27 protein-coding genes are annotated in these 25,681 nt (G+C 62.0%); 11 read left to right on the top strand and 16 right to left on the bottom strand.

The window, feature by feature from the left end; genetic code table 11:
• Window positions 1-133: 133 nt before the first annotated feature.
• The 5 genes from pip to cysS all read right to left on the bottom strand — a co-directional run bounded on the left by pip (window position 134) and on the right by cysS (window position 4,112).
• Window positions 134-1,096 (bottom strand): prolyl aminopeptidase, encoded by a 963-nt coding sequence (gene pip / locus QWJ46_RS06490; protein WP_302749944.1) that lies wholly within the window; start codon window positions 1,094-1,096, stop codon window positions 134-136.
• Window positions 1,093-1,569, bottom strand: a complete 477-nt coding sequence (locus tag QWJ46_RS06485) for a GFA family protein (protein WP_302749942.1) — start codon at window positions 1,567-1,569, stop codon at window positions 1,093-1,095. The genes pip and QWJ46_RS06485 overlap by 4 nt, the downstream gene beginning before the upstream one ends.
• Complete coding sequence (locus tag QWJ46_RS06480; RefSeq protein ID WP_184453268.1) at window positions 1,566-2,048, bottom strand: GFA family protein; 483 nt, start codon at window positions 2,046-2,048, stop codon at window positions 1,566-1,568. The genes QWJ46_RS06485 and QWJ46_RS06480 overlap by 4 nt, the downstream gene beginning before the upstream one ends.
• The gene (locus QWJ46_RS06475) at window positions 2,048-2,527 is read right to left on the bottom strand and encodes a GFA family protein (RefSeq protein ID WP_184453267.1); all 480 of its coding nucleotides are present in this window, start codon (window positions 2,525-2,527) and stop codon (window positions 2,048-2,050) included. Before QWJ46_RS06475 ends, QWJ46_RS06480 begins: the two co-directional genes overlap by 1 nt.
• Window positions 2,528-2,735: 208 nt before the next feature.
• Complete coding sequence (cysS, locus tag QWJ46_RS06470) at window positions 2,736-4,112, bottom strand: cysteine--tRNA ligase (protein ID WP_302749941.1); 1,377 nt, start codon at window positions 4,110-4,112, stop codon at window positions 2,736-2,738.
• 321 nt (window positions 4,113-4,433) lie between these two features.
• Between cysS and QWJ46_RS06465 the strand changes: the two genes are divergently transcribed.
• Window positions 4,434-5,183 carry a GH25 family lysozyme gene (locus QWJ46_RS06465; RefSeq protein ID WP_184453262.1) on the top strand — a complete coding sequence of 250 codons (750 nt, stop codon included), beginning with the start codon at window positions 4,434-4,436 and terminating at the stop codon, window positions 5,181-5,183.
• 9 nt (window positions 5,184-5,192) lie between these two features.
• Here the strand turns inward: QWJ46_RS06465 and QWJ46_RS06460 are convergent, their stop codons facing one another.
• The 4 genes from QWJ46_RS06460 to radA all read right to left on the bottom strand — a co-directional run bounded on the left by QWJ46_RS06460 (window position 5,193) and on the right by radA (window position 9,844).
• Window positions 5,193-5,933: an SDR family NAD(P)-dependent oxidoreductase gene (locus QWJ46_RS06460; RefSeq protein WP_302749939.1), complete on the bottom strand. Its 741-nt coding sequence runs from the start codon at window positions 5,931-5,933 to the stop codon at window positions 5,193-5,195.
• Between the two features lie 78 nt (window positions 5,934-6,011).
• Window positions 6,012-7,502: an amidophosphoribosyltransferase gene (gene purF / locus QWJ46_RS06455; protein ID WP_302749937.1), complete on the bottom strand. Its 1,491-nt coding sequence runs from the start codon at window positions 7,500-7,502 to the stop codon at window positions 6,012-6,014.
• Between the two features lie 233 nt (window positions 7,503-7,735).
• The gene (locus QWJ46_RS06450; protein WP_088395735.1) at window positions 7,736-8,353 is read right to left on the bottom strand and encodes a CvpA family protein; all 618 of its coding nucleotides are present in this window, start codon (window positions 8,351-8,353) and stop codon (window positions 7,736-7,738) included.
• Window positions 8,354-8,443: 90 nt separating this feature from the next.
• Complete coding sequence (gene radA / locus QWJ46_RS06445) at window positions 8,444-9,844, bottom strand: DNA repair protein RadA (RefSeq protein ID WP_302749936.1); 1,401 nt, start codon at window positions 9,842-9,844, stop codon at window positions 8,444-8,446.
• A 166-nt stretch (window positions 9,845-10,010) separates the two neighbouring features.
• On the opposite strand from radA, the gene QWJ46_RS06440 reads away from it, so the two are divergent.
• Entirely contained in the window at window positions 10,011-10,646 is a 636-nt protein-coding gene (locus QWJ46_RS06440; RefSeq protein WP_302750266.1) for a LysE family translocator, read from the top strand.
• A gap of 11 nt (window positions 10,647-10,657) precedes the next feature.
• Here the strand turns inward: QWJ46_RS06440 and alr are convergent, their stop codons facing one another.
• Window positions 10,658-11,821 (bottom strand): alanine racemase, encoded by a 1,164-nt coding sequence (alr, locus tag QWJ46_RS06435; RefSeq protein WP_302749935.1) that lies wholly within the window; start codon window positions 11,819-11,821, stop codon window positions 10,658-10,660.
• Window positions 11,822-12,008: 187 nt separating this feature from the next.
• Between alr and QWJ46_RS06430 the strand changes: the two genes are divergently transcribed.
• The 3 genes from QWJ46_RS06430 (at window position 12,009) to QWJ46_RS06420 (ending at window position 13,916) form a co-directional block, all read left to right on the top strand.
• The gene (locus tag QWJ46_RS06430) at window positions 12,009-12,830 is read left to right on the top strand and encodes an AraC family transcriptional regulator (RefSeq protein ID WP_302749934.1); all 822 of its coding nucleotides are present in this window, start codon (window positions 12,009-12,011) and stop codon (window positions 12,828-12,830) included.
• A 67-nt stretch (window positions 12,831-12,897) separates the two neighbouring features.
• Entirely contained in the window at window positions 12,898-13,617 is a 720-nt protein-coding gene (locus tag QWJ46_RS06425) for an AzlC family ABC transporter permease (RefSeq protein ID WP_302749932.1), read from the top strand.
• Window positions 13,614-13,916, top strand: a complete 303-nt coding sequence (locus QWJ46_RS06420; protein WP_184453244.1) for an AzlD family protein — start codon at window positions 13,614-13,616, stop codon at window positions 13,914-13,916. Before QWJ46_RS06425 ends, QWJ46_RS06420 begins: the two co-directional genes overlap by 4 nt.
• 24 nt (window positions 13,917-13,940) lie before the next feature.
• Here the strand turns inward: QWJ46_RS06420 and QWJ46_RS06415 are convergent, their stop codons facing one another.
• The 6 genes from QWJ46_RS06415 to QWJ46_RS06390 all read right to left on the bottom strand — a co-directional run bounded on the left by QWJ46_RS06415 (window position 13,941) and on the right by QWJ46_RS06390 (window position 19,629).
• Complete coding sequence (locus tag QWJ46_RS06415) at window positions 13,941-15,437, bottom strand: replicative DNA helicase (protein ID WP_184453508.1); 1,497 nt, start codon at window positions 15,435-15,437, stop codon at window positions 13,941-13,943.
• A gap of 374 nt (window positions 15,438-15,811) precedes the next feature.
• Complete coding sequence (gene rplI / locus QWJ46_RS06410; protein ID WP_184453242.1) at window positions 15,812-16,390, bottom strand: 50S ribosomal protein L9; 579 nt, start codon at window positions 16,388-16,390, stop codon at window positions 15,812-15,814.
• A gap of 22 nt (window positions 16,391-16,412) precedes the next feature.
• Window positions 16,413-17,399 carry a DUF2232 domain-containing protein gene (locus tag QWJ46_RS06405; RefSeq protein WP_302749931.1) on the bottom strand — a complete coding sequence of 329 codons (987 nt, stop codon included), beginning with the start codon at window positions 17,397-17,399 and terminating at the stop codon, window positions 16,413-16,415.
• A 156-nt stretch (window positions 17,400-17,555) separates the two neighbouring features.
• Window positions 17,556-17,804: a 30S ribosomal protein S18 gene (gene rpsR / locus QWJ46_RS06400; protein ID WP_004680498.1), complete on the bottom strand. Its 249-nt coding sequence runs from the start codon at window positions 17,802-17,804 to the stop codon at window positions 17,556-17,558.
• 12 nt (window positions 17,805-17,816) lie between these two features.
• On the bottom strand, window positions 17,817-18,275 hold the full coding sequence (rpsF, locus tag QWJ46_RS06395) for a 30S ribosomal protein S6 (RefSeq protein WP_004680499.1): 459 nt from the start codon (window positions 18,273-18,275) through the stop codon (window positions 17,817-17,819).
• A 310-nt stretch (window positions 18,276-18,585) separates the two neighbouring features.
• Window positions 18,586-19,629, bottom strand: a complete 1,044-nt coding sequence (locus QWJ46_RS06390) for an aldo/keto reductase (protein ID WP_302749927.1) — start codon at window positions 19,627-19,629, stop codon at window positions 18,586-18,588.
• Between the two features lie 201 nt (window positions 19,630-19,830).
• Between QWJ46_RS06390 and fabD the strand changes: the two genes are divergently transcribed.
• The 6 genes from fabD to QWJ46_RS06360 all read left to right on the top strand — a co-directional run bounded on the left by fabD (window position 19,831) and on the right by QWJ46_RS06360 (window position 25,680).
• Window positions 19,831-20,775 carry an ACP S-malonyltransferase gene (fabD, locus tag QWJ46_RS06385; protein ID WP_302749925.1) on the top strand — a complete coding sequence of 315 codons (945 nt, stop codon included), beginning with the start codon at window positions 19,831-19,833 and terminating at the stop codon, window positions 20,773-20,775.
• Between the two features lie 30 nt (window positions 20,776-20,805).
• Window positions 20,806-21,543: a 3-oxoacyl-[acyl-carrier-protein] reductase gene (gene fabG, locus QWJ46_RS06380; protein WP_302749923.1), complete on the top strand. Its 738-nt coding sequence runs from the start codon at window positions 20,806-20,808 to the stop codon at window positions 21,541-21,543.
• 287 nt (window positions 21,544-21,830) lie between these two features.
• Window positions 21,831-22,067 (top strand): acyl carrier protein, encoded by a 237-nt coding sequence (locus tag QWJ46_RS06375; RefSeq protein WP_003547058.1) that lies wholly within the window; start codon window positions 21,831-21,833, stop codon window positions 22,065-22,067.
• Between the two features lie 94 nt (window positions 22,068-22,161).
• Window positions 22,162-23,424 carry a beta-ketoacyl-ACP synthase II gene (gene fabF / locus QWJ46_RS06370; RefSeq protein WP_302749883.1) on the top strand — a complete coding sequence of 421 codons (1,263 nt, stop codon included), beginning with the start codon at window positions 22,162-22,164 and terminating at the stop codon, window positions 23,422-23,424.
• Between the two features lie 131 nt (window positions 23,425-23,555).
• Window positions 23,556-24,773 (top strand): endolytic transglycosylase MltG, encoded by a 1,218-nt coding sequence (gene mltG, locus QWJ46_RS06365; protein ID WP_184453232.1) that lies wholly within the window; start codon window positions 23,556-23,558, stop codon window positions 24,771-24,773.
• A gap of 19 nt (window positions 24,774-24,792) precedes the next feature.
• A complete protein-coding gene (locus QWJ46_RS06360) occupies window positions 24,793-25,680 on the top strand; it encodes a YicC/YloC family endoribonuclease (RefSeq protein ID WP_302749882.1) in 888 nt (295 codons plus the stop codon).
• The last annotated feature ends 1 nt before the right edge of the window (window position 25,681 follow it).

The following is a 25,681-nucleotide window of genomic DNA, read 5'->3' as shown; positions in this document are numbered from 1 at the left end:
CCCCTCATCCGGCTGCCGCCACCTTCTCCCCGTTCTGACGGGGAGAAGGCATATGCCGCACCGCCTCGCAGGGCACGTCGCCTCTCCCTGCGAGCGGGGAGAGGGCTAGGGTGAGGGGCTGCCTGCCCAATGATCAGTCCGGCTTCCCGGCAAACCTGTCCGTCGCCCGGATCAGCCGATCGAGAATCGCCGGCTCCGAATAGGCATGGCCCGCGCCCTCGATCAGGTGGAACTCCGCCTTCGGCCAGGCCTTGTGCAGCAGCCAGGCATATTTGGCAGGGCAGGGCATATCGTAGCGACCATGCACGATCACGCCCGGAATGTCCTTGAGCCGGCCGGCATCCCGGATCAGCTGCCCTTCGTCCATCCAGCCGGCATTGACGAAGAAATGGTTCTCGATGCGGGCGAAGGCGTAGGCGAATTCCGGCTCTTCGAATTTGCCGCTGGTCGACGGCTCCGGCAGCAGCGTGATCGTTTCGCCTTCCCATATGCTCCAGGCCTGCGCGGCTTGAAGGCGCACGTTCCTGTCCTCGTGCGTCAGACGGCGATGATAAGCATACATCATTTCATGCCGCTCTTCCGGGGGAATGGGAGCGACGAAACGCTCCCACTTGTCCGGGAACATTTCCGACACGCCGAACTGATAATACCAGTCGAGCTCTGCCTTGGTCAGCGTATAGATGCCGCGCAGGATGAGCTCGGAGACGCGCTCCGGATTCGTTTCGGCATAGGCGAGCGCCAGTGTCGAGCCCCAGGAGCCGCCGAACACCTGCCATCTGTCGACGCCGGCCATTTCGCGCAGCCGCTCGATATCGGCGACGAGGTGCCAGGTCGTGTTGGCATTCAGTTCCGCATGCGGCGTCGACTTGCCGCAGCCGCGCTGGTCGAACAGCATGACGTCGTAGAGAGCGGGATCAAAAAGCCGGCGGTGCGCCGGCGAGATGCCGCCGCCCGGGCCGCCATGCAGGAAGACGGCGGGTTTGGCGCCGGGTGTTCCCGAGCGTTCCCAGTAGATGACATGGCCGTCGCCGACATCGAGATGCCCGGAGGCATAGGCTTCGATTTCGGGATAGAGCGTGCGCAGTCTCTCGGTCATATTTTCACGCCTTTCGCGGGCCAGGCCCGGGTGTCGTGGTCGGGATGCTGAAAGGAGATGATCGCCTCCTGTCGGGCATAGAAATCCGGATCCTGGTGCACGGGCGCATCGAATATCGTCTCGACCCATGGCAGGCGGGCGTCATAATTCACCTGGATCTGCGGCGCGAGATCGTTGCGGTCGTCGAAGGTGCCGATCGCAAGCTCAAGCCCACCTGGATGGCGATAGGTCATCGGCGTGCCGCAATTGCTGCAGAAGCCGCGGTCGATATTGACCGAGGATTTAAAGTAGCTCGGTTCGCCGCGCGTCCATTCCATCCCTTCCTCCGGTGCTGTGACCAGCGCGGAGAAGAAGCCGCCGAACTGCTTCTGGCACATGCGGCAATGGCAGATCGAGGGCCGTCCCAACTGGCCTGATATGCGGAAGCGCACGGCGCCGCACTGGCATCCGCCTGTTCTGATCTTATCCGTCATGGAATTCTCCGTGGCCAATGGGAAGTGTCGTGATCCGGGTGCTGATGATTGCTTGCGGCGATCGCGTTCTCGCGGTCGGGCGTATCTGGCTCGGCTTCCACCGGCAGTCCGTCGAGTGCGTGGAACCAGGACATCTTGCGGTCAGTGTTGGATTGCATAACGGGCCTGACCGCATCGGGATCATCAAGCGAGCCGAGCGCGATGTTGATGAAATCCTCTTCAGGAATATCGTAGAACAGCGGTGTGCCGCAATCGCCGCAGAATCCGCGCCGGACGAGATCGGAGGAGCGGAACCACTTGGGATCGCCGCGCGTCAGTTCGAAATTCTCGCGCTTGGCCGCCGCAAGCGGCAGGAAATAATTGCCGGCCGCCTTCTGGCACATGCGGCAGTGGCAGATATGGGGATAACCGAGTTCGCCCAGCGCGCGATAACGAACCGCGCCGCACTGGCATCCGCCGGTGTGTCTCGCAGTTTCCATCAAGTGCGATCCTCCGGCGGCCAGACCGGCGTGTCGTGATCGGGGTGCTGATAGGAAATCAGTTCGTGCAGGAAGGAGCCCGCCGTCAGATCCGCCTCGGTCCGTTCTCCCGGCAGTTCGTGCAAATGATCGACGAAGCCGATCTTTCCTTCCACACCCCATTGAATGGTCGGCGGCAGCTGTGACGGATCATCGAATGCACCCGCCGCAATCGCCATTCCGTCAGGCGCCTCATAGGTCAGCGGGGTGCCGCAATCGCCGCAGAAACCGCGGAGGACGAAATTCGAGGAGCGGAAAGTCTTGCGCTGCCCCCGGGTCCATTCGAAATCGGCGCCGCGCACCGAGACCAGCGGCGCATAATAGGCGCCGAACGCCTTCTGGCACATGCGGCAATGACAGATCGACGAATCCTTGAGCTCGCCGCTGACGCGGAAACGGATCGCGCCGCACTGACAGCCGCCGGTATAGGTCTTGGTCATGGACGATCCTTCCGCAACGATGCCGATGAGAAAGAGAAGACCCCTCCCAACCCTCCCCACAAGGGGGAGGGCTCTCCTGTGGCACCGCCTTCGCTTCCGCCTTGAATAGTTGCGATTGCGGTGAGGCTACTTTCGAGCAGCGCGGCAACGTAGCCCCTCCCCCTTGTGGGGAGGGGTTGGGGAGGGGTGTTTGCGGCGAATTCCCCGATCACCGCTTGACCTCCCACGTCGTCACCCGCTCGCCGGTCGCCGGATCCTTGCCATCCTTCAGCTGGATGCCCTTTGCCGCAAGTTCGTCGCGTATCTTGTCTGCCTCGGCGAAATTCTTCGCCTTCAGCATTTCGAGGCGCACGGCGACCAGCGCATCGACCGCTGCTGCGAAGGCTTCGTCGATTTCGACTTTCTTCGGCAGCACCCCGAGGAGCGCCGCACTTGCGGCGAAGACCGCATCGTTGCCGGCTTGCGCCAGCGCATGCAGCGCCTGCACGGCGGCGACCGTATTCAGGTCGTCGGCCAGCGCGTTCAGCACGCTGACATCTGGCGCCGCATCGCCGACCTCAGCCGTCGGCCATTTGGCGAGCAGGCGTTCGGCCTCCTCCAGCCGCTTGATCGAGAAATCGATCGGCTCGCGGTAGTGCGTCATCAGCATGGCAAGACGCAGCACGTCGCCCGGCCATTTGCGGCCGCCGAAGGTTTCCGTGTGCAGCAGCTCGTGGACGGTGACGAAATTGCCTTCGGACTTCGACATCTTGCGGCCCTCGACCTGTACGAAGCCGTTGTGCATCCAGACATTCGCCATCACCTCGGTCCCATGGGCGCAGCGTGACTGGGCGATCTCGTTTTCATGATGCGGGAAGATCAGGTCCAGTCCGCCGCCGTGAATGTCGAAGATATCGCCGAGGTAGCGCCTGCTCATCGCGGAGCATTCGATATGCCAGCCGGGCCGGCCGCGGCCCCAGGGGCTCTCCCAGCCGGGTTCGTTGTGGCTCGAGAGCTTCCAGAGCACGAAATCGCCGGGGTTCTTCTTGTGCGCATCGACGGCGACGCGGGCCCCGGCCTGCTGCTCGTCGAGCGGCCGCTTCGAAAGCTGGCCGTAATCGGCCATGGATTTGGTGTCGAACAGCACTTCGCCTGCCGCCACATAGGCATGCCCATTGCCGATCAGCTTGTCGATGATCTGGATCATCTCTGCGATATTGTCGGTGGCGCGCGGCTCGACATTCGGCTCGAGGCAGCCGAGCTCGGCGACATCGGCGTGAAACTGCGTCTCGGTCTTTTCGGTGACCGCGCGAATCGCTTCGTTCAGCGGCAGGCCGGGATGATCTCTGAGCGCCCGCGCATTGATCTTGTCGTCGACGTCGGTGATGTTGCGGGCATAAGTGACATGATCTTCGCCAAAGGCATGGCGCAGCAGCCGGAACAGCACGTCGAAGACGATGACCGGCCGGGCGTTGCCGATATGGGCGAAATCATAAACGGTCGGGCCGCAGACATACATCCGGACATTGTCGGGGTCGATCGGCGCAAAGACCGATTTTTCCCGCGTCAGCGTGTTGTACAGCTTCAGTTCCGGCGTGCGGCCCATTTCACTCTCCCAAATGCACGATCAGAAAAATACCGCGACCGGCAGGCCGGGGCGTTTCGCATCTTGACTATTGGGGAGACGAAAACGGCCAGGCCAGCGCGTGCGCTAGCGAATAATCTTTCCGCAGATAATGCAGATAACCGTTTTCATGCCGCGTTTTATGGCGCGGGAACGGCGTTTGGTCAAGAGGGGCAAGGAAGGATCAGCGGCAACTGAAGCGACTTATCCGGTGCGCTGCGTCCGCTGAGGCTCGTCTGCCATTTTCGTGGCGCAAATCGCGTATAGCCGCTTCGGAAGCTGCTGAAAATACGGGAGGAATGAGTGGGAAGCGTTGTTCGATGGACGATCGGTGCGGTTGCAATTCTGGTGGTCGCATCCGCCGCATATTTCGCATACGATTTCGGCATGCTTCGCTTCAACAATCCGTCCTTATCGCATTATCCGATCCAAGGCATCGATGTCAGCCATCACCAGGGCGATATTGATTGGAAGACGGTGGCCGCCCAGCCGAACGTGCGTTTTGCAATCATGAAGGCGACCGAAGGCGGCGATCACAAGGATTCCAAATTTGCCGAGAACTGGCAGCGTGCCGGAGATGCTGGGGTGGTGAGGGGCGCCTACCATTTCTTCACCTTCTGCCGCCCGGGCAAGGATCAGGCGCAGAATGTCCTGGCGACCGTGCCGAAGGCGCCGCGAACCCTGCCGATCGCCATCGATCTGGAATTCGTCGGCAATTGCAACAAGGTCCCGACGGTCGAAGAAATGGTGACGGAGGTGAATGCCTTCGTCACCGAACTGAAAGCGATCTTTCCGGAAAAGCCGATCTTCTACGTCACGCAGGAATTTTTCGATCAATATCTGAAGGGCAATGAGGCTCGCTTCCCCGAGCATTATGTTTGGCTGCGAAGCGTGTTCCAGGAGCCGACGCAGGAAGGCTGCGGTCGTTGGTCGATCTGGCAATTTGCCGATAACGGCACCCTGGACGGCATCCGGGGACCGGTGGACCTCAATGTCTTATGCCCCGCCGAAACGGGTTTCGCACATCTGTTCCCGGCCGTTGCCGCGAACTGAAGCGTCCGTTTATTCCGGCAGGCGGTAGTCGACGAGCTTGTTCTCGCGCACGATGAACAACTTGCCGGTCTCAGTCACGCCGGGGCCGAGCAGCGGCAAGATCGCCTTGGCGACCTCGGAGGGATGCGGCAGGCTCTGCGGATCTTCGCCGGGCACGGCCTGCGCCCGCATCGCCGTGCGTGTGGCGCCCGGATCGACGCTGGTGATGCGCAGCGGCGTCGATTGGCTCTCGCCGGCCCATGTCCGCGCCAGCGCCTCGACAGCGGCCTTTGATGCGGAATAGGCGCTCCAGAAGGGACGGCACTTATGTGCGGCCCCTGAAGACAGGATCACGGCGCGGCCGGCATCCGAGCGGGCGAGCAGCGGATCGACCGATCGGATCAGCCGCCATGTCGCCGTCACGTTGATGTTCATCACCTTTTCGAACACCTTCGCTTCGATGTGACCGATCGGCGAAATGACGCCGAGCACGCCGGCATTGGCGACGAGGATATCGAGCTTGCCCCAGCGCTCGAAGATCGATCCGCCGAGCGCATCGATCGCATTCATATCGGCAAGGTCGAAGGGCACGAGGGTCGCGCTGCCGCCGATGGCTTTGATCGCATCGTCGAGATCCTCGAGCCCGCCGACCGTGCGTGCGCAGGCGATCACATGGGCGCCGGCTTGGGCAAGTTCCAGGGCCGTGAAGTAGCCGATGCCGCGCGACGCACCAGTGACGAGTGCGATCCTGCCCTCAAGATTGATGTTCATCTGTCCGGTTCCGGATTTGCTTGCGAAGGTGAGGGGCGCAATAGGCCCCTCGGAAGCGAAAGTCAAAGCGGCAGCGGCTCAGCCGTTGCTGGCAAGCATCGAAAGCTTGTTGCCCATGGATTCGCCGTTCTTGTCGAGCAGCCGGGTTGGATAGTCGCCGGTGAAGTAGTGGTCGGTGAACTGCGGGCGGGCCGGGTTGCGGTCCTCGCCGCCGACGGCGCGGTAAAGTCCGTTGATCGACAGGAAGGCAAGCGAATCCGCGCCGATATATTTGGCCATGGCTTCGACGTCGGCATATTGGTTGGCGAGCAGCTTGTCGGCGTCGGGCGTATCGATTCCGTAGAAATCCGGGAAAAAGATCATCGGACTGGCGACGCGGATATGGACTTCGCGCGCACCGGCCTCGCGGATCATCTGTACGATCTTCAGCGACGTCGTGCCGCGCACGATGGAATCATCGACCAGCACCACGCGCTTGCCTTCGATCATCGCCCGGTTGGCGGAATGTTTCAGCTTGACGCCGAAGGCGCGGATCTGCTGCGTCGGCTCGATGAAGGTGCGTCCGACATAATGGTTGCGGATGATGCCGTATTCGAAGGGGATGCCGCTTTCCTGCGCATAGCCGAGAGCTGCGGGCGTGCCGCCATCCGGCACCGGCACGACGACATCGGCATCGACAGGCGATTCCTTGGCGAGGTTCATGCCCATGTTCTTGCGCGTCGTATAGACGTTGCGGCCGCCGACGACCGAATCCGGACGGGCGAAATAGACATATTCGAACAGGCAGAGACGCTCCGGCTGTGGTTTGCTGGGTTTGCGGGCATCGATGCTGATCGAGCCGTCAGTCTGGATTTCGCAGATGATGACCTCGCCGTTTTCGACGTCGCGGATGAACTTGGCGCCAATGATATCGAGCGCGCAGGTTTCCGAGCAGAAGATCGGCTTGCCGTCGAGTTCGCCCATGACAAGCGGACGGATGCCGGTGGGGTCGCGTGCGGCAATCAGCTTGGTGCGGGTCATGGCAAGCATCGAATAGCCGCCTTCCATCTGGCGGATGGCGTCGATGAACCGGTCGGATGTCGAAGCATGGCGCGACCGGGCGATGAGATGCAGGACGACCTCGGTATCGGAGGTCGACTGACAGATGGCGCCGGTGGCGATAATCTGGCGGCGCAGCGTCAGGCCATTGGTGAAATTGCCGTTATGGGCGACGGCGATGCCGCCTTCTTCCAGTTCGGCAAACAGCGGCTGCACGTTGCGCATCGCTACTTCGCCTGTCGTGGAGTAGCGTGTGTGGCCGATCGCTATGCTGCCGGGCAGGCGGGCCAGGGTCATTGGATTGGTATAGTGGTCTCCCACCAGGCCCATATGGCGTTCCTGATAGAAGCGCTTGCCATCGAAGGAGACGATGCCGGCTGCCTCCTGTCCGCGGTGCTGCAGGGCGTGCAGCCCGAGAGCCGTGAGAGCTGCGGCATCGGGATGTCCCAGAATTCCGAAAACGCCGCATTCCTCATGCAGCGTATCTCCGTCGAGCGGATCGTCGATTGGGAAGGAATGGGACTGGTTCATTTCTGCGGGCCTCTGCTCTCACAAGAATGGATCGGCATTACCAATAGCACGATACCGGAAATCTCGCAGGTTTCCGATAGCTTCGTGCTGAACGACATCTGCATTCAAAGCCCGTTCAGCGGGCTCTGAAACGGCTTAGGTCCGGCGGAGCTGGAATGCCCGGCCGGACCCTTATTTCACGTCCCGCTCAAATGGCAATTGCCGCGAGGCGAGTCAAGCTGCTGAACACTGCGTCAATTCGCCGGCTGCTGTGCGTTGCCTGCAGGCGCGTCTTCCGCCGGCGCTTGATCGGCCGCCGGCGGCGTGGCGCCTTCGCTGCCCTGTGCCGGCGACTGCATCTTATCACGGAAGCTCGCCTGTATCATCTGGGCGAATTGCTCCGGCAGCACCGCCTTCAGCTTCACGACCATCGAATCCAGAAAGGGCTTCGACTTGGCCTCGTTGACCCAGGCCGGCCGGTGCTCGACATCGACAAGCCAGTTCCAGAAGGCGACGGCGACGACCATCAGCAGCAGGCCGCGGGCCGCGCCGAACAGGAAGCCGAGCGTGCGGTCAAGGGCGCCGATGCGGCTGTCGATGATGAAATCGGCGATCTTCATGGTGATGAAGGAGATGACGATGAGCGCGATCAGGAAGACGACGGCTGCCGAACCGGCGATCGCGATGCGGTCGTCATCGGTGTACTTCTTCGCATAGGGCAGCAGGTACGGATAGAGGTAGTAGGCGGCGGCGGCCGAACCGCCCCAGCTCGCGATCGAAAGGATCTCGCGCGAAAAGCCGCGGACCATCGCCAGCACGGCGGAGAAGAGCACGACGCCGATGACAATACCGTCGAAAATCGTAATGGGCATGTAAATTCAACTCCAGGACTGCCGCTCGGCGGCCGTGTCGCGCCTTATCGTGTGCCTCCTATATCATCACCATTCCCGGCAATGAAAGGATCAAACCTCGTCTTCCACACGCAGCGCTCCCTTCGACCCGGCGATGCGCGCCACCAGATCCGGCAGGCTTTCGACCTCGCTCCATCGCCCGCCGGAACCCTTCGGCAGCTCGGCGGAGGCGGAAGGAAGCAGCGCTGCGGAAAAGCCCAGCTTCTCGGCTTCCTTGAGGCGCTGGGCAGTGTGCGCAACCGGCCGGATGGCGCCCGACAGGCTGACTTCGCCGAAATAGACGCAATCGGCAGGAAGGGCAATACCAGCAAGCGAGGAAACCAGCGCCGAGGCGACGGCGAGATCGGCTGCCGGTTCGGAGATGCGGTAGCCGCCGGCGATGTTGAGATAGACGTCGTGCTGGCCGAGCCTGACGCCGCAATGGGCCTCCAGCACCGCCAGGATCATCGACAGCCGCGCCGAATCCCATCCGACCACTGCGCGCCGCGGTGTGCCGAGCGAAGTCGGCGCCACCAGCGCCTGTACCTCGACGAGCACGGGCCGCGTCCCCTCCATGCCGGCAAAGACCGCAGCACCGGGGGATTTTTCATTGCGCTCGCCGAGGAAGAGCTCGGAGGGGTTGGCGACCTCACGCAGTCCTTTGTCGGACATTTCGAAGACGCCGATCTCGTCGGTCGGGCCGAAGCGGTTCTTGACCGTGCGCAGGATTCGGTAGTGATGGCCGCGGTCGCCTTCGAAATAAAGCACGGCATCGACCATGTGCTCGACGACGCGCGGACCGGCAATCTGTCCGTCCTTGGTCACGTGCCCGACGAGCACCATGGCGGCTCCCGTCTGTTTGGCGAAACGGATCATCGACTGAACGCCGGTGCGCACCTGCGTCACCGTTCCCGGTGCGGAGTCGGCAAGCTCGCTCCACAGCGTCTGGATAGAATCGATGATGACGAGATCCGGGCGTTTGCCCTCGGCAAGCGTCGCCAGAATATCCTCGACATTGGTTTCGGCCGCCAGCATCACGTCTGTATCGGCTGCGGCAAGCCGCTGCGCCCGCAGCCGGACCTGCGCCACCGCCTCCTCGCCGGAGACGTAGATGATCTTGTGGCCGCGCCGGGCGAGGGCGGCGGCCGCCTGCATCAGCAATGTCGATTTGCCAATGCCGGGATCGCCGCCGATCAGTACAGCCGAACCGCGCACGAACCCGCCGCCGAGCGCCCGGTCGAGCTCCGACATGGCGGTGTGGATGCGTGGCGCCTCCTCGATCTCGCCGGAGAGCGCCGTAAGCGTCACCGGCCGGCCCTTCTTCGGCGTCTTGCCGGGTCCGGCGCCGATGCCGCCCATCGGGTCTTCCTCGACGATGGTGTTCCACTCGCCGCAATTGTCGCATTTGCCGGCCCATCGGTTATGAACCGCGCCGCAATTCTGGCAGATGAATTGTGTCTTGGCCTTCGCCATCAATCTTTCTTTCAGTCGCGTTCCGCAAATGAAGCCTTCGAAGGCTTCACCGAATCATTGTCGTGCTCGAGATAATGGCTACCGAGATGGATCAAAACTAATGATTTCCCCATCAGTCTTCGCCGTGCCTATGCTTTTCGCCTCTGATCATCAGGAACGGTGGAAGATGTTCGACTATTCGCTTGCGCACTGGCTTGCATTTCTGTCGGCGGCGGTTTTGCTCAACCTCTCGCCGGGCCCCGACATCGCTTTCATTCTCGGTCACACAATGAGAGGCGGGAAACGCGACGGTTTTTCCGCATTGTTCGGCGTCTGGTCAGGCGCCTGCCTGCATGTTCTGATGGCGGCATTGGGCCTTTCCGCTGTGCTTGCCGCCTCCGCTGTAGCCTTTTCCGCGGTCAAATGGATTGGCGCTGCCTATCTCGTCTGGCTCGGTATCCAGGCTTTGCGCGCCGGCGGCGATGGCGGACTGATAAAAGCGGCCGACGAAGAAATGCCGGTTGCAAGGATCTACCGTCAAGGAATCCTGGTGTCGCTCCTCAATCCAAAAGTGGCGATATTCTTTCTGGCCTTCCTGCCGCAATTCATCGTCGAAGGGGTGGGACCGGCATGGGCCCAGTTGATGCTCCACGGCGGGCTGATCATCGTCGTTGCAGCCTTCATCGAACCGCCGCTCGTCTTGCTCGGAGGACGTCTTGCAGAGACGCTCAGGCAAAATGGGAAAATCGGGCTCTGGCTCGATCGCGGCCTCGGCGCACTTTTCGTGGCGCTTGGCGTCCGTCTTGCTCTGAGCAGCCGCTGACAGGCGAGCCGCTACTCCTCGGCCACATAGCGCCGTTCGTGGCGCAGCCCCATGCTGGTGAGGATCTCGTAGCCGATCGTGCCCGCCGCCCGCGCCACCTCGTCGAGAGGCATGTTCTTTCCGAACAGCTCGACATAATCGCCGGCGCGCACGGCGTTCTCGGGCAGGTCGGTGATGTCGAAGATCGTCAAGTCCATGGTGATCCGGCCGGCAACCGGCACCTTGTGTCCGGCAATGAAGCCTTGCCCGCCTTGCGGCACAGCCTGGCGCAGGGGCACGCCGCCGCTCGATTGGCTGCGCATATAACCATCGGCATAACCGGCGGAGACGATCGCCAGCCGGCTGTCGCGGCGAAGCTGCAGTGCCCGCCCATAGCTGACGGTCTCGCCGGCCTTGACGGTGCGCACCTGGATGACGCGTGCTTCCGCGGTGGCGACCGGCCGCATCGGGTTCGCCATGCCGCTGACCGCCTCGCCGCCATAGAGCGCGATGCCGGGACGGGTCAGGTCGAAATGATAATCCTCGCCGAGAAAGATGCCGGCCGAAGCGGCAAGACTTGCATCGATGCCTTCATAGGCGGCACTAACCCTACGGAATGATTCGAGCTGCTGCCGGTTCATCGCATGGCTGGGATCGTCGCCGCAGGCGAGATGGCTCATGACCAGCACCGGCGCAAAGCTCGCCGGCCGCGAGACGTCGTCGGCAAGCGCGATGGCGTCGTCGATGTGCAGCCCCAGCCGATTGAAGCCGGTATCGACATGCAGTGCGCAGGGATAATCGCCATAATCGGCAAGCACCGCCATCCAGAAGGCGAGCTGCTCGTCGGAGGAAATCACCGGCACCAGATCATTGTCGAAGTACCGCCGTTCCGTGCCCGGCCATATGCCCGAGAGTACGAAGATGCGCGCCTCGGGCGCATAGAGGCGAAGCGTCGCCCCCTCATCGACGGTCGCGACGAAAAAATCCCGGGCGCCCGCCAGGTAGAGCGCTTCGCCGGCATCCTCGATGCCCATGCCGTAGGCGTCCGCCTTGACGACGGCTGCGGCGCGCGCTGCACCTGAGCGGCGCGCCATGTCGCGCCAATTTTCCGTGAGCGCGCTCAGGTCGACGGTCAGCCGCAGGCCTGCGGAAGTGAAAAGATCGTCGTCTTCGAAGGGGATGGGAAAATCTGTCATGAATCGCCGTGAAGAAATGAAGGAGCCGTGTCGCCCAGTCTAGAGAGCATTGTGGCCAAGGAAAAGCGCAGGCGGTCACATATCACCCTTTGCCTTTCGTCCGATCACTTTTGTTCAAGACGCGTGCCGGCTTCCCCGCTAATTCTATTGGATGCACAACGTATCGCAGAAAGAGGCCGCGGAGGCCATGCCGCTGGCCAATGTGGAATCGGCCCGCTTCTGGCGGGATACCCGTTTCCGCGGCATGGAGTGCCTGAGCGCCACCTTTCTCACGCACGAGTACGCGCCGCATGCGCACGATACCTTCAGCATCGGCGCGATAGAAAGTGGCACCCAGATCGCCACCCTCAGCGGCAGGCGGGAGGAAACCGGGCCGGGCGACCTTTACCTCATCGACCCCGGTGTCATCCATGACGGCGCTCCGGGCGGTGAAGGCTACCGCTACCGCATGATCTATCCTGACACGAAGCTGTTCGTCGATATTCTGGAGGATGTCACCGGCAAGGCCTTCCAAGCAACGCCGTCCTTCTCCGGCGCTCTTCCACGCGATCCGCAGCTTGCCAACGCCTTTCATGCCGCCCACCGCACGCTCGAAAGCGGCGCGGGCGCGCTGGAGGCCGATGAAGGCATGTTCTCGGTTCTGGCGGCGATCTTTGCGCGTCACGGCAGCACGATTGTCGTGCCTGTCGATACGCAGGAGCGAAGCGCCGTCGCCCGCGCCCGCGAATACCTGGTCGAGAATTTCGATAGCGACATCGGCCTCGAGGAATTGGCCGGAGTGGCGGGTTTGAGCCGTGCTCACCTCATCCGCGCCTTCCGCAAGGAATATCACATCACGCCCCATGCTTTCCTGACCGATCGGCGCGTGCAGGTGGCCCGCCGGCTGCTGCGGCAGGGGCGCATGCCGGCCGATATCGCGCTCGAATGTGGTTTTGCCGATCAGGCGCATTTCACCCGGCATTTCAAGGCGCGCACGGGCGTAACTCCTGGCCAGTTCCGCCTGGGCTGATCACTTTCGTTCAATACGGCCGTGGCGGGCTGGGCTACTCCTCCGCGATCTTGATCAGGAGGTTGCCATGTTGCAGCACAGCCGGCCATCCGGCGAATTTCGTCTTGGCGAATTTCTCGCCGGTATGCGCACCATCTTTCCGCTTGTCGTCGCCGTCTTGCCGATCGGCCTGGTCTTCGGCGCGGTCGCCGCCACCAAGGGCCTTTCGCCGCTGGAAACGACACTGATGAGCGCGCTTGTCTTTGCGGGTGGTTCGCAATTCGTCGCGATGGACATCTGGACGCATCCGGCAAGCTGGATCGGTGTCGGCTTCGCCGCCCTGCTGGTCAATATCCGCCACGTGCTGATGAGCGCGTCGATCGGCACGAAAATGCAATCCTTCCCCGGCGTCAAACGTTATATCGCCATGCTCTTTCTCGCCGATGAGCTCTGGGCCATGGCGGAATTCCGGGCCGGCAGCACAAGGCTGACACCCGCTTGGTATGCCGGCATCGTCACGCCCTTTTACCTCACCTGGGTCGGCTCGTCGCTGACAGGCGCACTGCTCGGCGCCTTTCTCGGCAATCCTGCCGTCATCGGCCTCGACTTCGCCTTTCCGGCTGTCTTCGTCGTGCTGGTCATGGGCTTCTGGAAGGGGCCGGAAACCGGCGCGGTCCTTGCTGCCAGTGGTAGCGCTTCCGTTGCAGCCCACCATTTCGTGCCGGGGGTCTGGTATATCGCCGCCGGTGCGCTGGCTGGGCTGGCAATGGCCCTCTGGCAGGGCAGGGCGCGGGAGCAGGCGGCATGACGCTGGATTTCGATATCCTTATCGCCATCCTCGCGATGGCTGCCGCAACCGTCTTCACCCGCGTCAGCGGTCTCGTTCTGATCCGCCATGTCGAGATCGATGAGCGCCGGAGAACGGCGATCGAAGCCATTCCGCCGGCAGTGCTGATGGCCGTCATCGCCCCGACCGCCTTTGCGACCGGCTGGGCGGAGACGCTGGCCTGCGCGGCAACGGCAATCGCCGCGCGCCGCCTGCCGATGCTTGCAAGCGTCGTGGTCGGCGTCGCAACGGTTGCGCTGTTGCGGGCTGCAGGGCTCTGATGAAAATCGACGCGGGAAACCGCGTCAATGTTCCTCGTATTGGATGAAGGAAGGATCTGCGAGGTCGGCGAAGCGCGTGAATTCCGCCTGGAAGGCTAGCTTCACCGTGCCTGTCGGTCCGTGACGCTGCTTGGCGATGATCACGTCAGCCGTGCCCTTCACCTTGTCGAACAGTGCTTCCCATTCCGGATATTTGGGATCGTGAGGATCGCGCGGCTCCTGGTTCTTGACGTAATATTCCTCGCGGAACACGAAGAGCACGACGTCGGCATCCTGCTCGATCGAGCCGGATTCACGAAGGTCGGAGAGCTGCGGGCGCTTGTCGTCGCGGCTTTCGACCTGACGCGACAGCTGCGACAGCGCGATGATCGGAACGTTGAGCTCCTTGCCGAGCGCCTTGAGGCCGGTAGTGATCTGGGTGATTTCCTGGACGCGGTTGTCGCTTGACTTGCCCGAGCCGGTCATCAGCTGCACGTAGTCGACCACAAGCACATCGAGGCCGCGCTGGCGCTTGAGGCGGCGCGCCCGCGCTGAAAGCTGGGCGATCGAGATGCCGCCGGTCTGGTCGATATAGAGCGGCACTTTCTGCATCATCATCGAGCAGGCGACGAGCTTTTCGAAATCGGCATCGTTGATGTCGCCGCGGCGGATCTTCGAGGAGGAGACTTCCGTCTGCTCGGAGATGATACGGGTGGCGAGCTGTTCCGACGACATTTCGAGTGAATAAAAGCCGACGACGCCGCCGTTTTTCGCCTTCATGCTGCCGTCCGACTGGACCTCGCCTTCGTAGGCGGCGGCGATATTGTAGGCGATGTTCGTGGCAAGCGAGGTTTTGCCCATGCCGGGGCGTCCGGCGAGGATGATCAAGTCCGAACGCTGCAGGCCGCCCATCTTCGAATCCAGCGAATGGATGCCGGTGGAAATGCCGGAAAGGCCGCCGTCGCGTTCCTTGGCGACGGCCGCCATGTCGATCGCCAGCGCCACGGCGTCGTTGAAGGACTGGAAGCCGCCGTCGTAGCGGCCGTTTTCGGCGAGCTCGAACAGCCGGCGTTCGGTATCCTCGATCTGCGACTGCGGCGGCATGTCGAGCGGCGCGTCATAAGCGATGTTGACGACATCTTCGCCGATGGTGATCAGCGCCCGGCGCAGCGCGAGATCATAGATCGCCCGGCCATAATCCTCGGCGTTGATGACGGTGACGGCATTGCTGACGAGGCTCGCCAGATATTGCGAAACCGTCATATCGCCGACTTTCTCGTCGGCCTTCAGGAAGGTCTTGATCGTTACCGGATTGGCGATCTTGCCCATGCGGATGATGTCGCCGGCGACCTCGAAGATCTTCCGGTGCAGCGGTTCGTAGAGATGGATCGGCTTCAGGAAGTCCGACACCCGGTAATAGGCGTCGTTGTTCATTAGGATGGCGCCGAGAAGCGCCTGCTCGGCTTCGATATTGTTGGGTGCTTCGCGGTAATGCTGCTCCGACGGAGCAACGGCTGCAATCTTTCGAGCGGCGTCGTTCATCATCATCCGTTCTGTCTTTTTCCAATTCCGGATTTGCAATTCCGGATGGAGAAAATCAAGGGGCTGCGAAAGGAGCGGGGCTCGTCTCGCCTAAATCCTGAACGCTGTGCCCATTGTTCGACTTCTCCACAGTCCCGGGCGCCACAATTAAGAAATACTGGCAGTGTCACCCGCGGGACACGGCACGGAGCCGACTCAGCTCATCCGTTCCGGAGAAGGATATGTTAGCCCGATGACATCGGGCACGCAGCAAAAACATCCGGGTAATCCCCCGCTAAAAAGCGACCAACGGCTGCGCGAACCCGGAACGTACGGAAAAGAAAAAGCCCGGCGCGGTGGCCGGGCTCTCCCTCTCACGGACTGTCCGTCGAGAATTATGCTTCGTCTTCGTCGAGGCCGTCGGCTTCCGGATCGAAGAAATCTTCCGGACGCAGTGCGTCTTCGTCGACACCGTAAATCGCGTCGACCGAGGTGAGCTCTTCGCCCTTGGCCTGACGCTCTGCCTCTTCGGCAGAACGGGCAACGTTCAGCTCGACGCTGATTTCGACTTCGGCATGCAGCTGCAGTTCGACCTTGTGCAGGCCGATCGCCTTGATCGGCGTGTTGAGATGAACCTGGTTGCGGCCGATGTTGAAACCTTCGGCGGCCAGGATCTCGACGACGTCACGGGCAGCGACCGAGCCGTAGAGCTGGCCGGTTTCGCCGGCGGAGCGCACGACGATGAAGGACTTGCCGTCGAGGACGTCGGCGACCTTCTGAGCTTCCGACTTGCGCTCGAGGTTGCGGGCTTCGAGCGTCGCGCGCTCTGCTTCAAAGCGGGTCTTGTTGGCGGCGTTGGCGCGCAGCGCCTTGCCAAGCGGCAGCAGGTAGTTGCGGGCAAAGCCGTCGCGAACCTTTACGGTTTCGCCCATCTGGCCGAGCTTGGAGATGCGTTCGAGAAGGATGACTTCCATTTTCTTGTTCCTTTCTGGTGTCTCAGATTTTCGTGTTGGATTGTTTGGAGGTATCGGCATCTTTCGCCGGGGTGAGCGCGATCGCCTTGCGCGTATCGCTGAGACCCAGGACGAGGATGAGGAGAGCTGGCAGCAGCATGAGCAGCGAAGCCAGGTAGCCAAGGATGAGGGCCGGTATGCGCCAGTCCTTGCCGCGAGTGCGGAAATGCAGCGAGGCGAAGCCGGAGAGCATGAAACCGGCGCCGAAGGTGCCGATCACGGTGGCGCCGACGAGCGCCGGAACGCCGCCGAAGAAGCAGGCGGCAAGCCCGGCCAGGAAGATGAAGATCGAATTGCGGTTCATCCGCAGCGACGAAGGAATATCCTCGCGCGGCCGAAGGCCCCGGCCGGATGCGGCGACAATGCGCACGGCGAAATAATAAGCGGCAAACAGCATGCTGACCCACATGCCGCCCTGCACGGCCGGCAGCATCAGCAGGATCAGCGATTTGGTCTGCGCGGTTGCCGCCGGATCGGGCATGAATTCCGGCTGCTGCTGCTTGACCGAGGCGATCAGCAGATCGACGATCGGGTCGGTGATATCAGGCCCATAGCCGATCATCACGCCGATGACGATGACGGCAAGCGTCACCAGGCCGCACAGATGCAGCAGGATATCGGAAAGCGGATACCAGGCAAGCAGATGGTCGGGGCCGCCGAGCTCGGAGGCGGGACGCGCGAGATTGGCAAGATGGCTGAGCCAGCCGGCCGGCAGCAGCGTCACCAGCGTCATGATAAGCGCGAAAGACGGGGAGATGAGGACCGCACCAAGCGCCGCTCCCGTGACGACGGCCGAAATCGCGGCGGCATTGCCCCAGCCAAGTCCGACGATCAGGATCGGCAGTGCCGAGGCCGTGTAGAGGAGCGCGCTGAAAAACGACGGCTGCATGCTCGCGTCCAGCACCAGCAGGGCGGCGGTCAATCCGGCGAGTGCGCCGATCAGCAGCGTTTTAAGATCCGGTCGTTTCAAGGTCGCTGTCCTGCTTCATCAAGCAGTTAGAGGCTGTTGCTGAATCGAATTCAGAAACGTCTCAACATGGGTTTTGAGAATTCCGATCCGCGCCCATCGCGAAAGGGAGAAGGGAAGGCACGAATGCCTTCCCCTAAATCTGGTCACATCGGCCGATTAAGCGACGACGTAGGGCAGCAGGCCGAGGAAACGGGCGCGCTTGATCGCCTGGGCGAGTTCGCGCTGCTTCTTCTGGGAAACGGCTGTGATGCGGGACGGAACGATCTTGCCGCGCTCGGAAATGTAGCGCTGCAGCAGGCGTACGTCCTTGTAGTCGATCCGCGGTGCGTTTGCGCCGGAGAACGGGCAGGTCTTGCGGCGGCGATGGAACGGACGGCGGACCGGTGCGGAGGAAGCTTCAGACATTCTTATATCTCCTTATGCACGGTCTTCGCGGGGAGCGCGGTCCGGACGCGGGCCACGCTGGAAGTCGCCGTCACGGCGCGGCGGACGGTCGCCGAATTCGCGGCGCGGGCCACGATCGCCACCTTCACGCGGGCCGCGGTCGTCGCGGTCGCGCTTCTGCAGCATGGCAGACGGGCCTTCTTCGTGCTTTTCGACGGCGATGGTCATGTAGCGAAGAACGTCTTCGCTGATGCGCATCTGGCGTTCCATTTCCTGGATCGCGGCGGCCGGGGCATCGATGTCCATCAGGGCATAATGCGCCTTGCGGTTCTTCTTGATGCGATAGGTGAGGGACTTGAGGCCCCAGTTTTCGATGCGCCCGACCTTGCCGCCGTTAGCTTCGATCACACCCTTGTACTGTTCTACGAGGGCATCGACCTGCTGAGCGGAAATATCCTGCCGGGCAAGGAATACATGTTCATAAAGAGCCATGACAGCTTTGCCTTTCTTGCGTTTGGTTCAACCCGATATTCGGCGGCTAAGCCTCAACGACTGCTCCTGATTGGGCGGACCCAGGCAAGAAAAGCGTTTCCGAGACGGTCGAGAGCGGAGACACGGGAGGCTGGAACGCTTCCGTTCCGAACGATTTCCGATAGGAAACCGGCCCTCCGTTCAGCCACCAGCCAGAAGACCGGGTTAACGAACAGCGCGGCTTATACGGATTTTTTGGCGAAAGGCAAGCGTAATCGGACATTCGAACCCGACGCTGCCGATCGGCAGCGTCGCGGCGATCGGGGATAGATCAGAGCGTCAGCGGATACTGCCGGTGCACCTTGGCGATCTCCGCCAGAATCTCATCCGAAAGCGTCAGGTCGGCCGCGCCGATATCGATTTTCAGCTGTTCCATCGACGTCGCGCCGATGATGACGGACGTCATGAAGGGCCTCGATCGGCAGAAGGCGAGCGCCATCACTGCCGGATTGAGGCCGTATCGCGCCGCGAGCGCCAGATAGGCTTTGGTCGCCGGCTCCTGCAGCGGCTGCAGCCGGCCGCCGATATCGGGATTGATCGACGCGCGCGAACCCTTCGGCCTCAGACCATCGACATATTTGCCGGTCAGGATGCCGCCGGCGAGCGGCGAATAGGCGAGCAGCCCGACGTCCTCGTGATGCGAGAGTTCGGCGAGATCGAGGTCGAAATGGCGGTAGAGCAGATTGTACTCGTTCTGGACGCTGGCGACTCGCGGCAGGCTCTTCTGTTCGGAGAGCGTCAGATATTTCTGGATGCCCCAGGTAGTCTCGTTGGAAAGGCCGATTGCACGGATCTTGCCTTCCTTCACCAGCGCGCCGAGTGTTTCCAGGATCTCGAGCATATTGGCGACGGCCTTCTCCCGGTCCTGGGTGAAGGGATTGTAGCTCCAGTTCTGACGGAAGTGGAAGTGGCCGCGGTTTGGCCAGTGAATCTGGTAAAGATCGATGTAATCGGTTCTCAGCCGCTTGAGGCTGGCCTCAAGCGCCAGGCGAATATTTTTTGCATCCGCGCCTTCGCCGCCGCGCAGATAATCGCGGCCGCGGCCGGCGACCTTGGTGGCGAGCACGATATCTCGACGCTTGCCCGATTTGCTGAACCAACTGCCGATATAGTCTTCGGTCCAGCCCTGTGTTTCGGGCGAAACCGGCGTGGTCGGGTAGAGTTCGGCGGTATCGAAGAAATTGACGCCCTTCTCGACGGCATAGTCCATCTGCGCATGAGCGTCGGCTTCGCTGTTCTGCGAGCCCCAGGTCATGGTGCCGAGGCAGATTTCTGAAACGGAAATGTCGGTTCGGCCTAGGGAATTGTACTTCATGGAAAAACCTTGGGAGAGAGAGGGGAGCCTAGGAAGGGTCTGGGCAAATCTAGGCTGGATTTGACGGAGCGCAAGAGCAAAATCCGGGCTTTTGCGCGGGCGCGAAAGGCTTTGCGGAGAATGGAGCGCCACTTGACTCTGCCGGAAAGAATGTCAATTGGAGGCAAAACAGCCTTGAGGGGCACAGTCAGGGACATGAACATGACCATCGCTTTCACTTTTCCCGGCCAAGGCAGCCAGGCCGTCGGCATGGGCAAGGATCTCGCCGAGAATTTCGCCGAAGCCCGTGCCGTTTTCGAAGAGGTTGACGAGGCGCTTGGTGAAAAGCTTTCCGACGTCATGTTCAATGGTCCCGAGGACACGTTGACCCTGACGGCGAACGCCCAGCCGGCGCTGATGGCGGTATCGATCGCCGTCATCCGTGTTCTGCAGGCCAAGGGGCTGGATCTGCAGTCGAAGGTCGCCTACGTCGCCGGCCACTCGCTCGGCGAATATTCAGCACTCTGCGCCGCCGGCACATTTTCGCTCGCCGATACGGCGCGGCTGCTGCGTATTCGCGGCAATGCCATGCAGGCGGCCGTTCCCGTCGGCGTCGGCGCCATGGCCGCGATCATCGGCCTCGAACAGGCCGATGTCGTTGCCGTCTGCGAGGAGGCGGCCGCCATCGGCGCCTGCCAGATCGCCAACGACAATGGCGGCGGCCAGATCGTCATCTCAGGCGAGAAGCCAGCCGTCGAAAAGGCCGCCGGCCTTGCGACCGACAAGGGCGCCAAGCGCGCCATTCTGCTGCCGGTCTCCGCTCCCTTCCATTCCAAGCTGATGGCGCCTGCGGCCGAGGCCATGCGCGCGGCGCTGGCAACGGTCGCCAAGTCCGATCCCGTCGTGCCCCTGATCGCCAATGTCCGCGCCGCGCCGGTGACCGGCGCCGACGAGATCGCCAGCCTCCTGGTCGAGCAGGTGACCGGTCAGGTCCGCTGGCGCGAGACGGTGGAATGGTTTGCCGCAAATGGCGTCACGACGCTTTACGAGCTCGGTTCCGGCAAAGTGCTGACCGGTCTTGCCCGCCGCATCGACAAAACAGTTAATGGCATCTCCGTCAGCGGACCGGCGGATATCGAAGCGGCCGTCGCCGCCCTTATGGCCTGATTGATATCTCCAGATATAAGGAACCTTTCCATGTTCGATCTTTCCGGCCGCAAGGCTCTCGTCACCGGCGCATCGGGCGGTATCGGCGAGGAAATCGCCCGCCTTCTTCATAAGCAGGGCGCCATCGTCGGTCTGCACGGCACCCGCGTCGAGAAGCTGGAAGCGCTGGCGGCCGAGCTCGGCGAGCGCGTGAAGATCTTTCCGGCCAACCTGTCGGACCGCGAAGAGGTGAAGGCGCTCGGCCAGAGGGCCGAGGCCGATCTCGAAGGTGTCGATATCCTCGTCAACAATGCCGGCATCACCAAGGACGGCTTGTTCGTGCGCATGAGCGACGAGGATTGGGATGCGGTCCTCGAGGTCAATCTGACGGCGACCTTCCGCCTGACGCGCGAGTTGACGCATCCGATGATGCGCCGCCGCTATGGCCGTATCATCAACATCACCTCCGTCGTCGGCGTCACCGGCAATCCGGGCCAGGCCAATTACTGCGCCTCCAAGGCCGGCATGATCGGCTTCACCAAGTCCTTGGCGCAGGAAATCGCCACCCGTAACGTGACGGTCAACTGCGTCGCGCCCGGCTTCGTCGAAAGCGCCATGACCGGCAAGCTGAACGACAAGCAGAAGGAAGCGATCATGGGGGCTATCCCGATGAGGCGCATGGGCACGGGCGGCGAGGTCGCTTCGGCTGTTGCTTACCTTGCATCCTCTGAAGCCGCCTACATGACCGGCCAGACGCTGCACGTAAACGGCGGCATGGCGATGATCTGAAACGACAAACTGTTGGCATGGGGATATTTCCCGCAATAGCATGTTGAGCAATCACGAAGCGTTGATTTTCTGGCTTTGCGGCAGACTTAAACCATGTTAAGCGGGCCAATGACTGTGAACAGTCGTCCCGAGAAAGCAGACGAACCGGCGGGCTTTTCGCAAGCCTGGGACATCTCTGAAGCCGGGTAAACGAGTTTGCCGAGGATGTCTGAAAACATCGCAGGCTGAAACAGGGTAGGGGTGCCGCAACGGCATTCCGATCAGGACATAAGGTCGAGGAAACCGACATGAGCGATATCGCAGAACGCGTAAAGAAAATTGTTATTGATCATCTTGGCGTCGATGCCGACAAGGTCGTCGAGAGCGCCAGCTTTATCGACGATCTGGGCGCTGACTCGCTCGACACGGTCGAACTTGTCATGGCATTCGAAGAAGAATTCGGCGTCGAAATTCCTGACGACGCTGCCGACTCGATCCTGACGGTCGGTGATGCAGTGAAGTTTATTGAGAAGGCCCAGGCCTGATCCTGTATATTTGAGAAAGGGCGGGCCTGGAGTCCGCCCTTTTTCTTTTCGGCATATTTCTCCATAGAACATAAGAGACGGGGGAAAGTACGCGATGAGACGTGTCGTCATCACCGGTACCGGCATGGTATCACCCTTGGGATGCGGAACTGAGGTGACGTGGTCGCGGCTGCTTGCCGGCCAGAACGGCGCTCGTCTGGTCACCGAATTCGAAGTCGACGACCTTCCCGCCAAGATCGCTTGCCGTATTCCGATCGGTGACGGTACCGACGGCACCTTCAATGCCGATCAGTGGATGGAGCCGAAGGAGCAGCGCAAGGTCGATCCCTTCATCATCTTCGGCATGGCCGCCGCCGATATGGCGCTTACCGATGCCGGCTGGCATCCCGAGACCGATGAGGATCAGATTGCCACCGGCGTGTTGATCGGCTCCGGCATCGGCGGCATCGAAGGCATCGTCGAAGCGGGTTACACCCTGCGCGATAAGGGCCCGCGCCGCATCTCCCCCTTCTTCATTCCCGGCCGCCTGATCAATCTCGTTTCCGGCCAGGTTTCGATCCGCCACAAGCTGCGCGGACCCAATCATTCGGTCGTCACCGCCTGCTCGACGGGTGCGCATGCGATCGGCGATGCCGCGCGGCTGATCGCGCTTGGTGACGCCGACGTCATGGTCGCCGGCGGCACGGAATCTCCCGTCAGCCGTATTTCGCTGGCAGGATTTGCCGCCTGCAAGGCGCTGTCGACCCAGCACAATGACGATCCGCAGAAGGCTTCGCGCCCCTATGACCGTGATCGCGACGGCTTCGTAATGGGCGAGGGCGCCGGCATCGTGGTGCTCGAAGAGCTGGAGCATGCCAAGGCCCGCGGCGCCAAGATCTACGCCGAGGTCGTCGGTTACGGCCTGTCGGGCGACGCCTATCACATTACCGCGCCTTCCGAAAACGGCGAGGGTGCCGGCCGCTGCATGGCGATGGCGCTGAAGCGTGCCGGGCTGACGCCGGCCGACATCGATTACATCAACGCCCACGGTACTTCGACCATGGCCGACACGATCGAACTCGGGGCGGTCGAGCGCCTGGTCGGTAACGCGGCGTCGAAGATCTCCATGTCTTCGACCAAGTCGGCGACGGGACACCTTCTCGGTGCAGCCGGCGCGATCGAGGCGATCTTCGCCACGCTCGCCATTCGGGACAACATCGCGCCGCCGACGCTCAATCTCGACAATCCCGAACGCGAGACGGCGATCGATCTTGTTCCGCACAAGGCGAGTGAGCGAGAAATCAATGTGGCCCTGTCCAACTCCTTCGGATTCGGCGGCACGAATGCATCGCTCGTGCTGCGCCGTTACGCGCAGTAAAGGGTCCGCCTTAGCAGGCCGGGTGAAAGCACAACGGCCGGCAGCGGCTTCGTTGAACGGTGGCAGAACCTGCTTTTGCCGCATTGCTTCGCGAAATAGCGGAATGAGGGCTGAGTTATAGAGGATTGCCGGTGAGCGATACGACGAACCAGAGCAACGATACCCAGGCGCAGAAGGGACCGATCATCCCGAAGTCGCCGAGCGAAGCCCTGCGTCCGGAACGTGTTCCCGAGCCGCCGAAACGCTCCAAGAACGCTCGCAGCCAGATCGTCCTTTTCCTGAACTTCATCATGACGATGACGGTGCTGGTCTGCGTCCTCGCCGTCATCGGCTTCTACTACGCGACCTCGACCTATCAGAGCCCGGGCCCGCTGCAGACCAACACCAATTTCATCGTCCGCAACGGCGCTGGTCTCGCCGAAATCGCCTCGAACCTCGAGCGCAACGCGATCATCTCCGATGCCCGTATCTTCCGATATCTGACGGCGACGCATCTTTCCGCCGGCGAGAGCCTGAAGGCCGGCGAATATGAGATCAAGGCGAGAGCCTCGATGAGCGATATCATGGAGCTGCTGAAATCGGGCAAGTCCATCCTCTATTCGGTGTCCTTTCCGGAGGGCCTGACGGTCCGCCAGATGTTCGACCGCATGCTGCAGGATCCGGTGCTGGAAGGCGACTTGCCGGCCGCACTGCCGGCCGAAGGCAGCCTGCGTCCGGACACCTACAAATTCTCGCGCGGCACCAAGCGCTCGGAAATCATCGAACAGATGGCGGCTGCACAGCAGAAGCTGGTCGATCAGATCTGGGATAAGCGCGACGCCTCGCTGCCGCTGCGATCCAAAGAAGAATTCGTGACGCTCGCTTCGATCGTCGAAAAGGAGACCGGCATTCCCGACGAACGCGCCCATGTCGCTTCCGTGTTCCTGAACCGGCTTGGCAAGGGCATGCGCCTGCAGTCCGATCCGACGATCATCTATGGGCTGTTCGGTGGCGAGGGAAAACCGGCGGACCGGCCGATCTATCAGTCGGATCTGAAACGGGACACGCCTTACAATACCTATGTCATCAAGGGCCTGCCGCCGACGCCGATCGCCAATCCCGGCAAGGATGCGCTGGAAGCCGTCGCCAACCCTTGGAAATCCCAGGATCTCTATTTCGTCGCCGACGGCACCGGCGGCCACGTCTTTGCCGCTACGCTCGACGAGCACAATGCCAACGTCAAGCGCTGGCGCAAGCTCGAGGCCGACAAGGGTTCGGACCCGAATATCGCCGTCGACGGCCAGCCGGAAGAGCAGCCGGGCGACAATGGCGCGGCTGTCGTGCCGCCGAAGAAAAAGAAAATCAACTGACAGTTTTCGGGAGGCTCCCATGGCTTTGCAGTCGATGACCGGTTTTGCGCGGCGCGAGGGAACGAGCGGCCGCTGGCGCTGGGCATGGGAACTGCGCTCGGTCAACGGCAAGGGTTTCGACCTGCGCCTGCGCCTGCCGCCCGGCCTCGAACGCATGGAGGCGGAGGTCCGCCGCCTTGCCGGCGAAACCTTCAGCCGCGGCAACCTGCAGGCAACCCTATCTGTCACCGCCGATGAGAACCGTTTCGAGGCGGTTCTGAACAAAGAGGCGCTCGCTGCCGTGCTCGCCATGCGCGAGCAACTGGTTGACGTGATCGATCCGGCGCCGTTGAAGCTCGATACGCTGCTTCTGGTGCGCGGCATCGTGGAGTTCCGTGAAGGCGAGGACGGCGAGGAGGCGCTTGCCGCCCGTGATGCCGATATTGTCGCCGGCCTGCTCGCCGCGCTTGCCGATCTCAAGGCAATGCGCGCACAGGAAGGGGCGGCGCTTTCCCGCATTCTTCTCGATCACGTTGCGACGATCGAGGGCCTGACCCGGACGATCGAGCTGGATCCCTCGCGATCTCAGCCGGAGATCGCCGCCCGGCTTGCGGCACAGGTCGCCTTGCTGATGGACGGCATGGCCGCGCTCGACCGTGACAGGCTGCACGCCGAGGCCGCTTTATTGGCGACCAAGGCGGATCTGCGCGAAGAAATCGATCGCCTGAAGGCGCATATCGCCGCCGCGCGCGATCTCCTGGTGAAAGGCGGGCCTGCCGGGCGCCGGCTGGACTTCCTTGCACAGGAATTTAACCGCGAATCGAATACCATCTGCTCGAAGTCGAATGCCTCGGCGGTCACGGCCGCCGGCATCGAGCTGAAAGTCGTGATCGACCAGTTCCGCGAGCAGGTCCAGAATTTGGAGTAGG

This window comes from Rhizobium sp. CBN3, assembly GCF_030518245.1.
GTDB classification, from domain to species: domain Bacteria; phylum Pseudomonadota; class Alphaproteobacteria; order Rhizobiales; family Rhizobiaceae; genus Rhizobium; species Rhizobium aethiopicum_A.
The sequence above is the reverse complement of the archived record's forward strand: the minus strand, read 5'-3'. Positions and strand labels throughout refer to the sequence as shown.

Coding starts and splice junctions, on each gene's coding strand:
- pip (WP_302749944.1), bottom strand. CDS start 1,096: ATGACCGAGAGACTGCGCACGCTCTATCCCGAAATCGAAGCCTATGCC.
- QWJ46_RS06485 (WP_302749942.1), bottom strand. CDS start 1,569: ATGACGGATAAGATCAGAACAGGCGGATGCCAGTGCGGCGCCGTGCGC.
- QWJ46_RS06480 (WP_184453268.1), bottom strand. CDS start 2,048: ATGGAAACTGCGAGACACACCGGCGGATGCCAGTGCGGCGCGGTTCGT.
- QWJ46_RS06475 (WP_184453267.1), bottom strand. CDS start 2,527: ATGACCAAGACCTATACCGGCGGCTGTCAGTGCGGCGCGATCCGTTTC.
- cysS (WP_302749941.1), bottom strand. CDS start 4,112: ATGGGCCGCACGCCGGAACTGAAGCTGTACAACACGCTGACGCGGGAA.
- QWJ46_RS06460 (WP_302749939.1), bottom strand. CDS start 5,933: ATGAACATCAATCTTGAGGGCAGGATCGCACTCGTCACTGGTGCGTCG.
- purF (WP_302749937.1), bottom strand. CDS start 7,502: ATGAACCAGTCCCATTCCTTCCCAATCGACGATCCGCTCGACGGAGAT.
- QWJ46_RS06450 (WP_088395735.1), bottom strand. CDS start 8,353: ATGCCCATTACGATTTTCGACGGTATTGTCATCGGCGTCGTGCTCTTC.
- radA (WP_302749936.1), bottom strand. CDS start 9,844: ATGGCGAAGGCCAAGACACAATTCATCTGCCAGAATTGCGGCGCGGTT.
- QWJ46_RS06440 (WP_302750266.1), top strand. CDS start 10,011: ATGTTCGACTATTCGCTTGCGCACTGGCTTGCATTTCTGTCGGCGGCG.
- alr (WP_302749935.1), bottom strand. CDS start 11,821: ATGACAGATTTTCCCATCCCCTTCGAAGACGACGATCTTTTCACTTCC.
- QWJ46_RS06430 (WP_302749934.1), top strand. CDS start 12,009: ATGCCGCTGGCCAATGTGGAATCGGCCCGCTTCTGGCGGGATACCCGT.
- QWJ46_RS06425 (WP_302749932.1), top strand. CDS start 12,898: ATGTTGCAGCACAGCCGGCCATCCGGCGAATTTCGTCTTGGCGAATTT.
- QWJ46_RS06420 (WP_184453244.1), top strand. CDS start 13,614: ATGACGCTGGATTTCGATATCCTTATCGCCATCCTCGCGATGGCTGCC.
- QWJ46_RS06415 (WP_184453508.1), bottom strand. CDS start 15,437: ATGAACGACGCCGCTCGAAAGATTGCAGCCGTTGCTCCGTCGGAGCAG.
- rplI (WP_184453242.1), bottom strand. CDS start 16,390: ATGGAAGTCATCCTTCTCGAACGCATCTCCAAGCTCGGCCAGATGGGC.
- rpsR (WP_004680498.1), bottom strand. CDS start 17,804: ATGTCTGAAGCTTCCTCCGCACCGGTCCGCCGTCCGTTCCATCGCCGC.
- rpsF (WP_004680499.1), bottom strand. CDS start 18,275: ATGGCTCTTTATGAACATGTATTCCTTGCCCGGCAGGATATTTCCGCT.
- QWJ46_RS06390 (WP_302749927.1), bottom strand. CDS start 19,629: ATGAAGTACAATTCCCTAGGCCGAACCGACATTTCCGTTTCAGAAATC.
- fabD (WP_302749925.1), top strand. CDS start 19,831: ATGACCATCGCTTTCACTTTTCCCGGCCAAGGCAGCCAGGCCGTCGGC.
- fabG (WP_302749923.1), top strand. CDS start 20,806: ATGTTCGATCTTTCCGGCCGCAAGGCTCTCGTCACCGGCGCATCGGGC.
- QWJ46_RS06375 (WP_003547058.1), top strand. CDS start 21,831: ATGAGCGATATCGCAGAACGCGTAAAGAAAATTGTTATTGATCATCTT.
- fabF (WP_302749883.1), top strand. CDS start 22,162: ATGAGACGTGTCGTCATCACCGGTACCGGCATGGTATCACCCTTGGGA.
- QWJ46_RS06360 (WP_302749882.1), top strand. CDS start 24,793: ATGGCTTTGCAGTCGATGACCGGTTTTGCGCGGCGCGAGGGAACGAGC.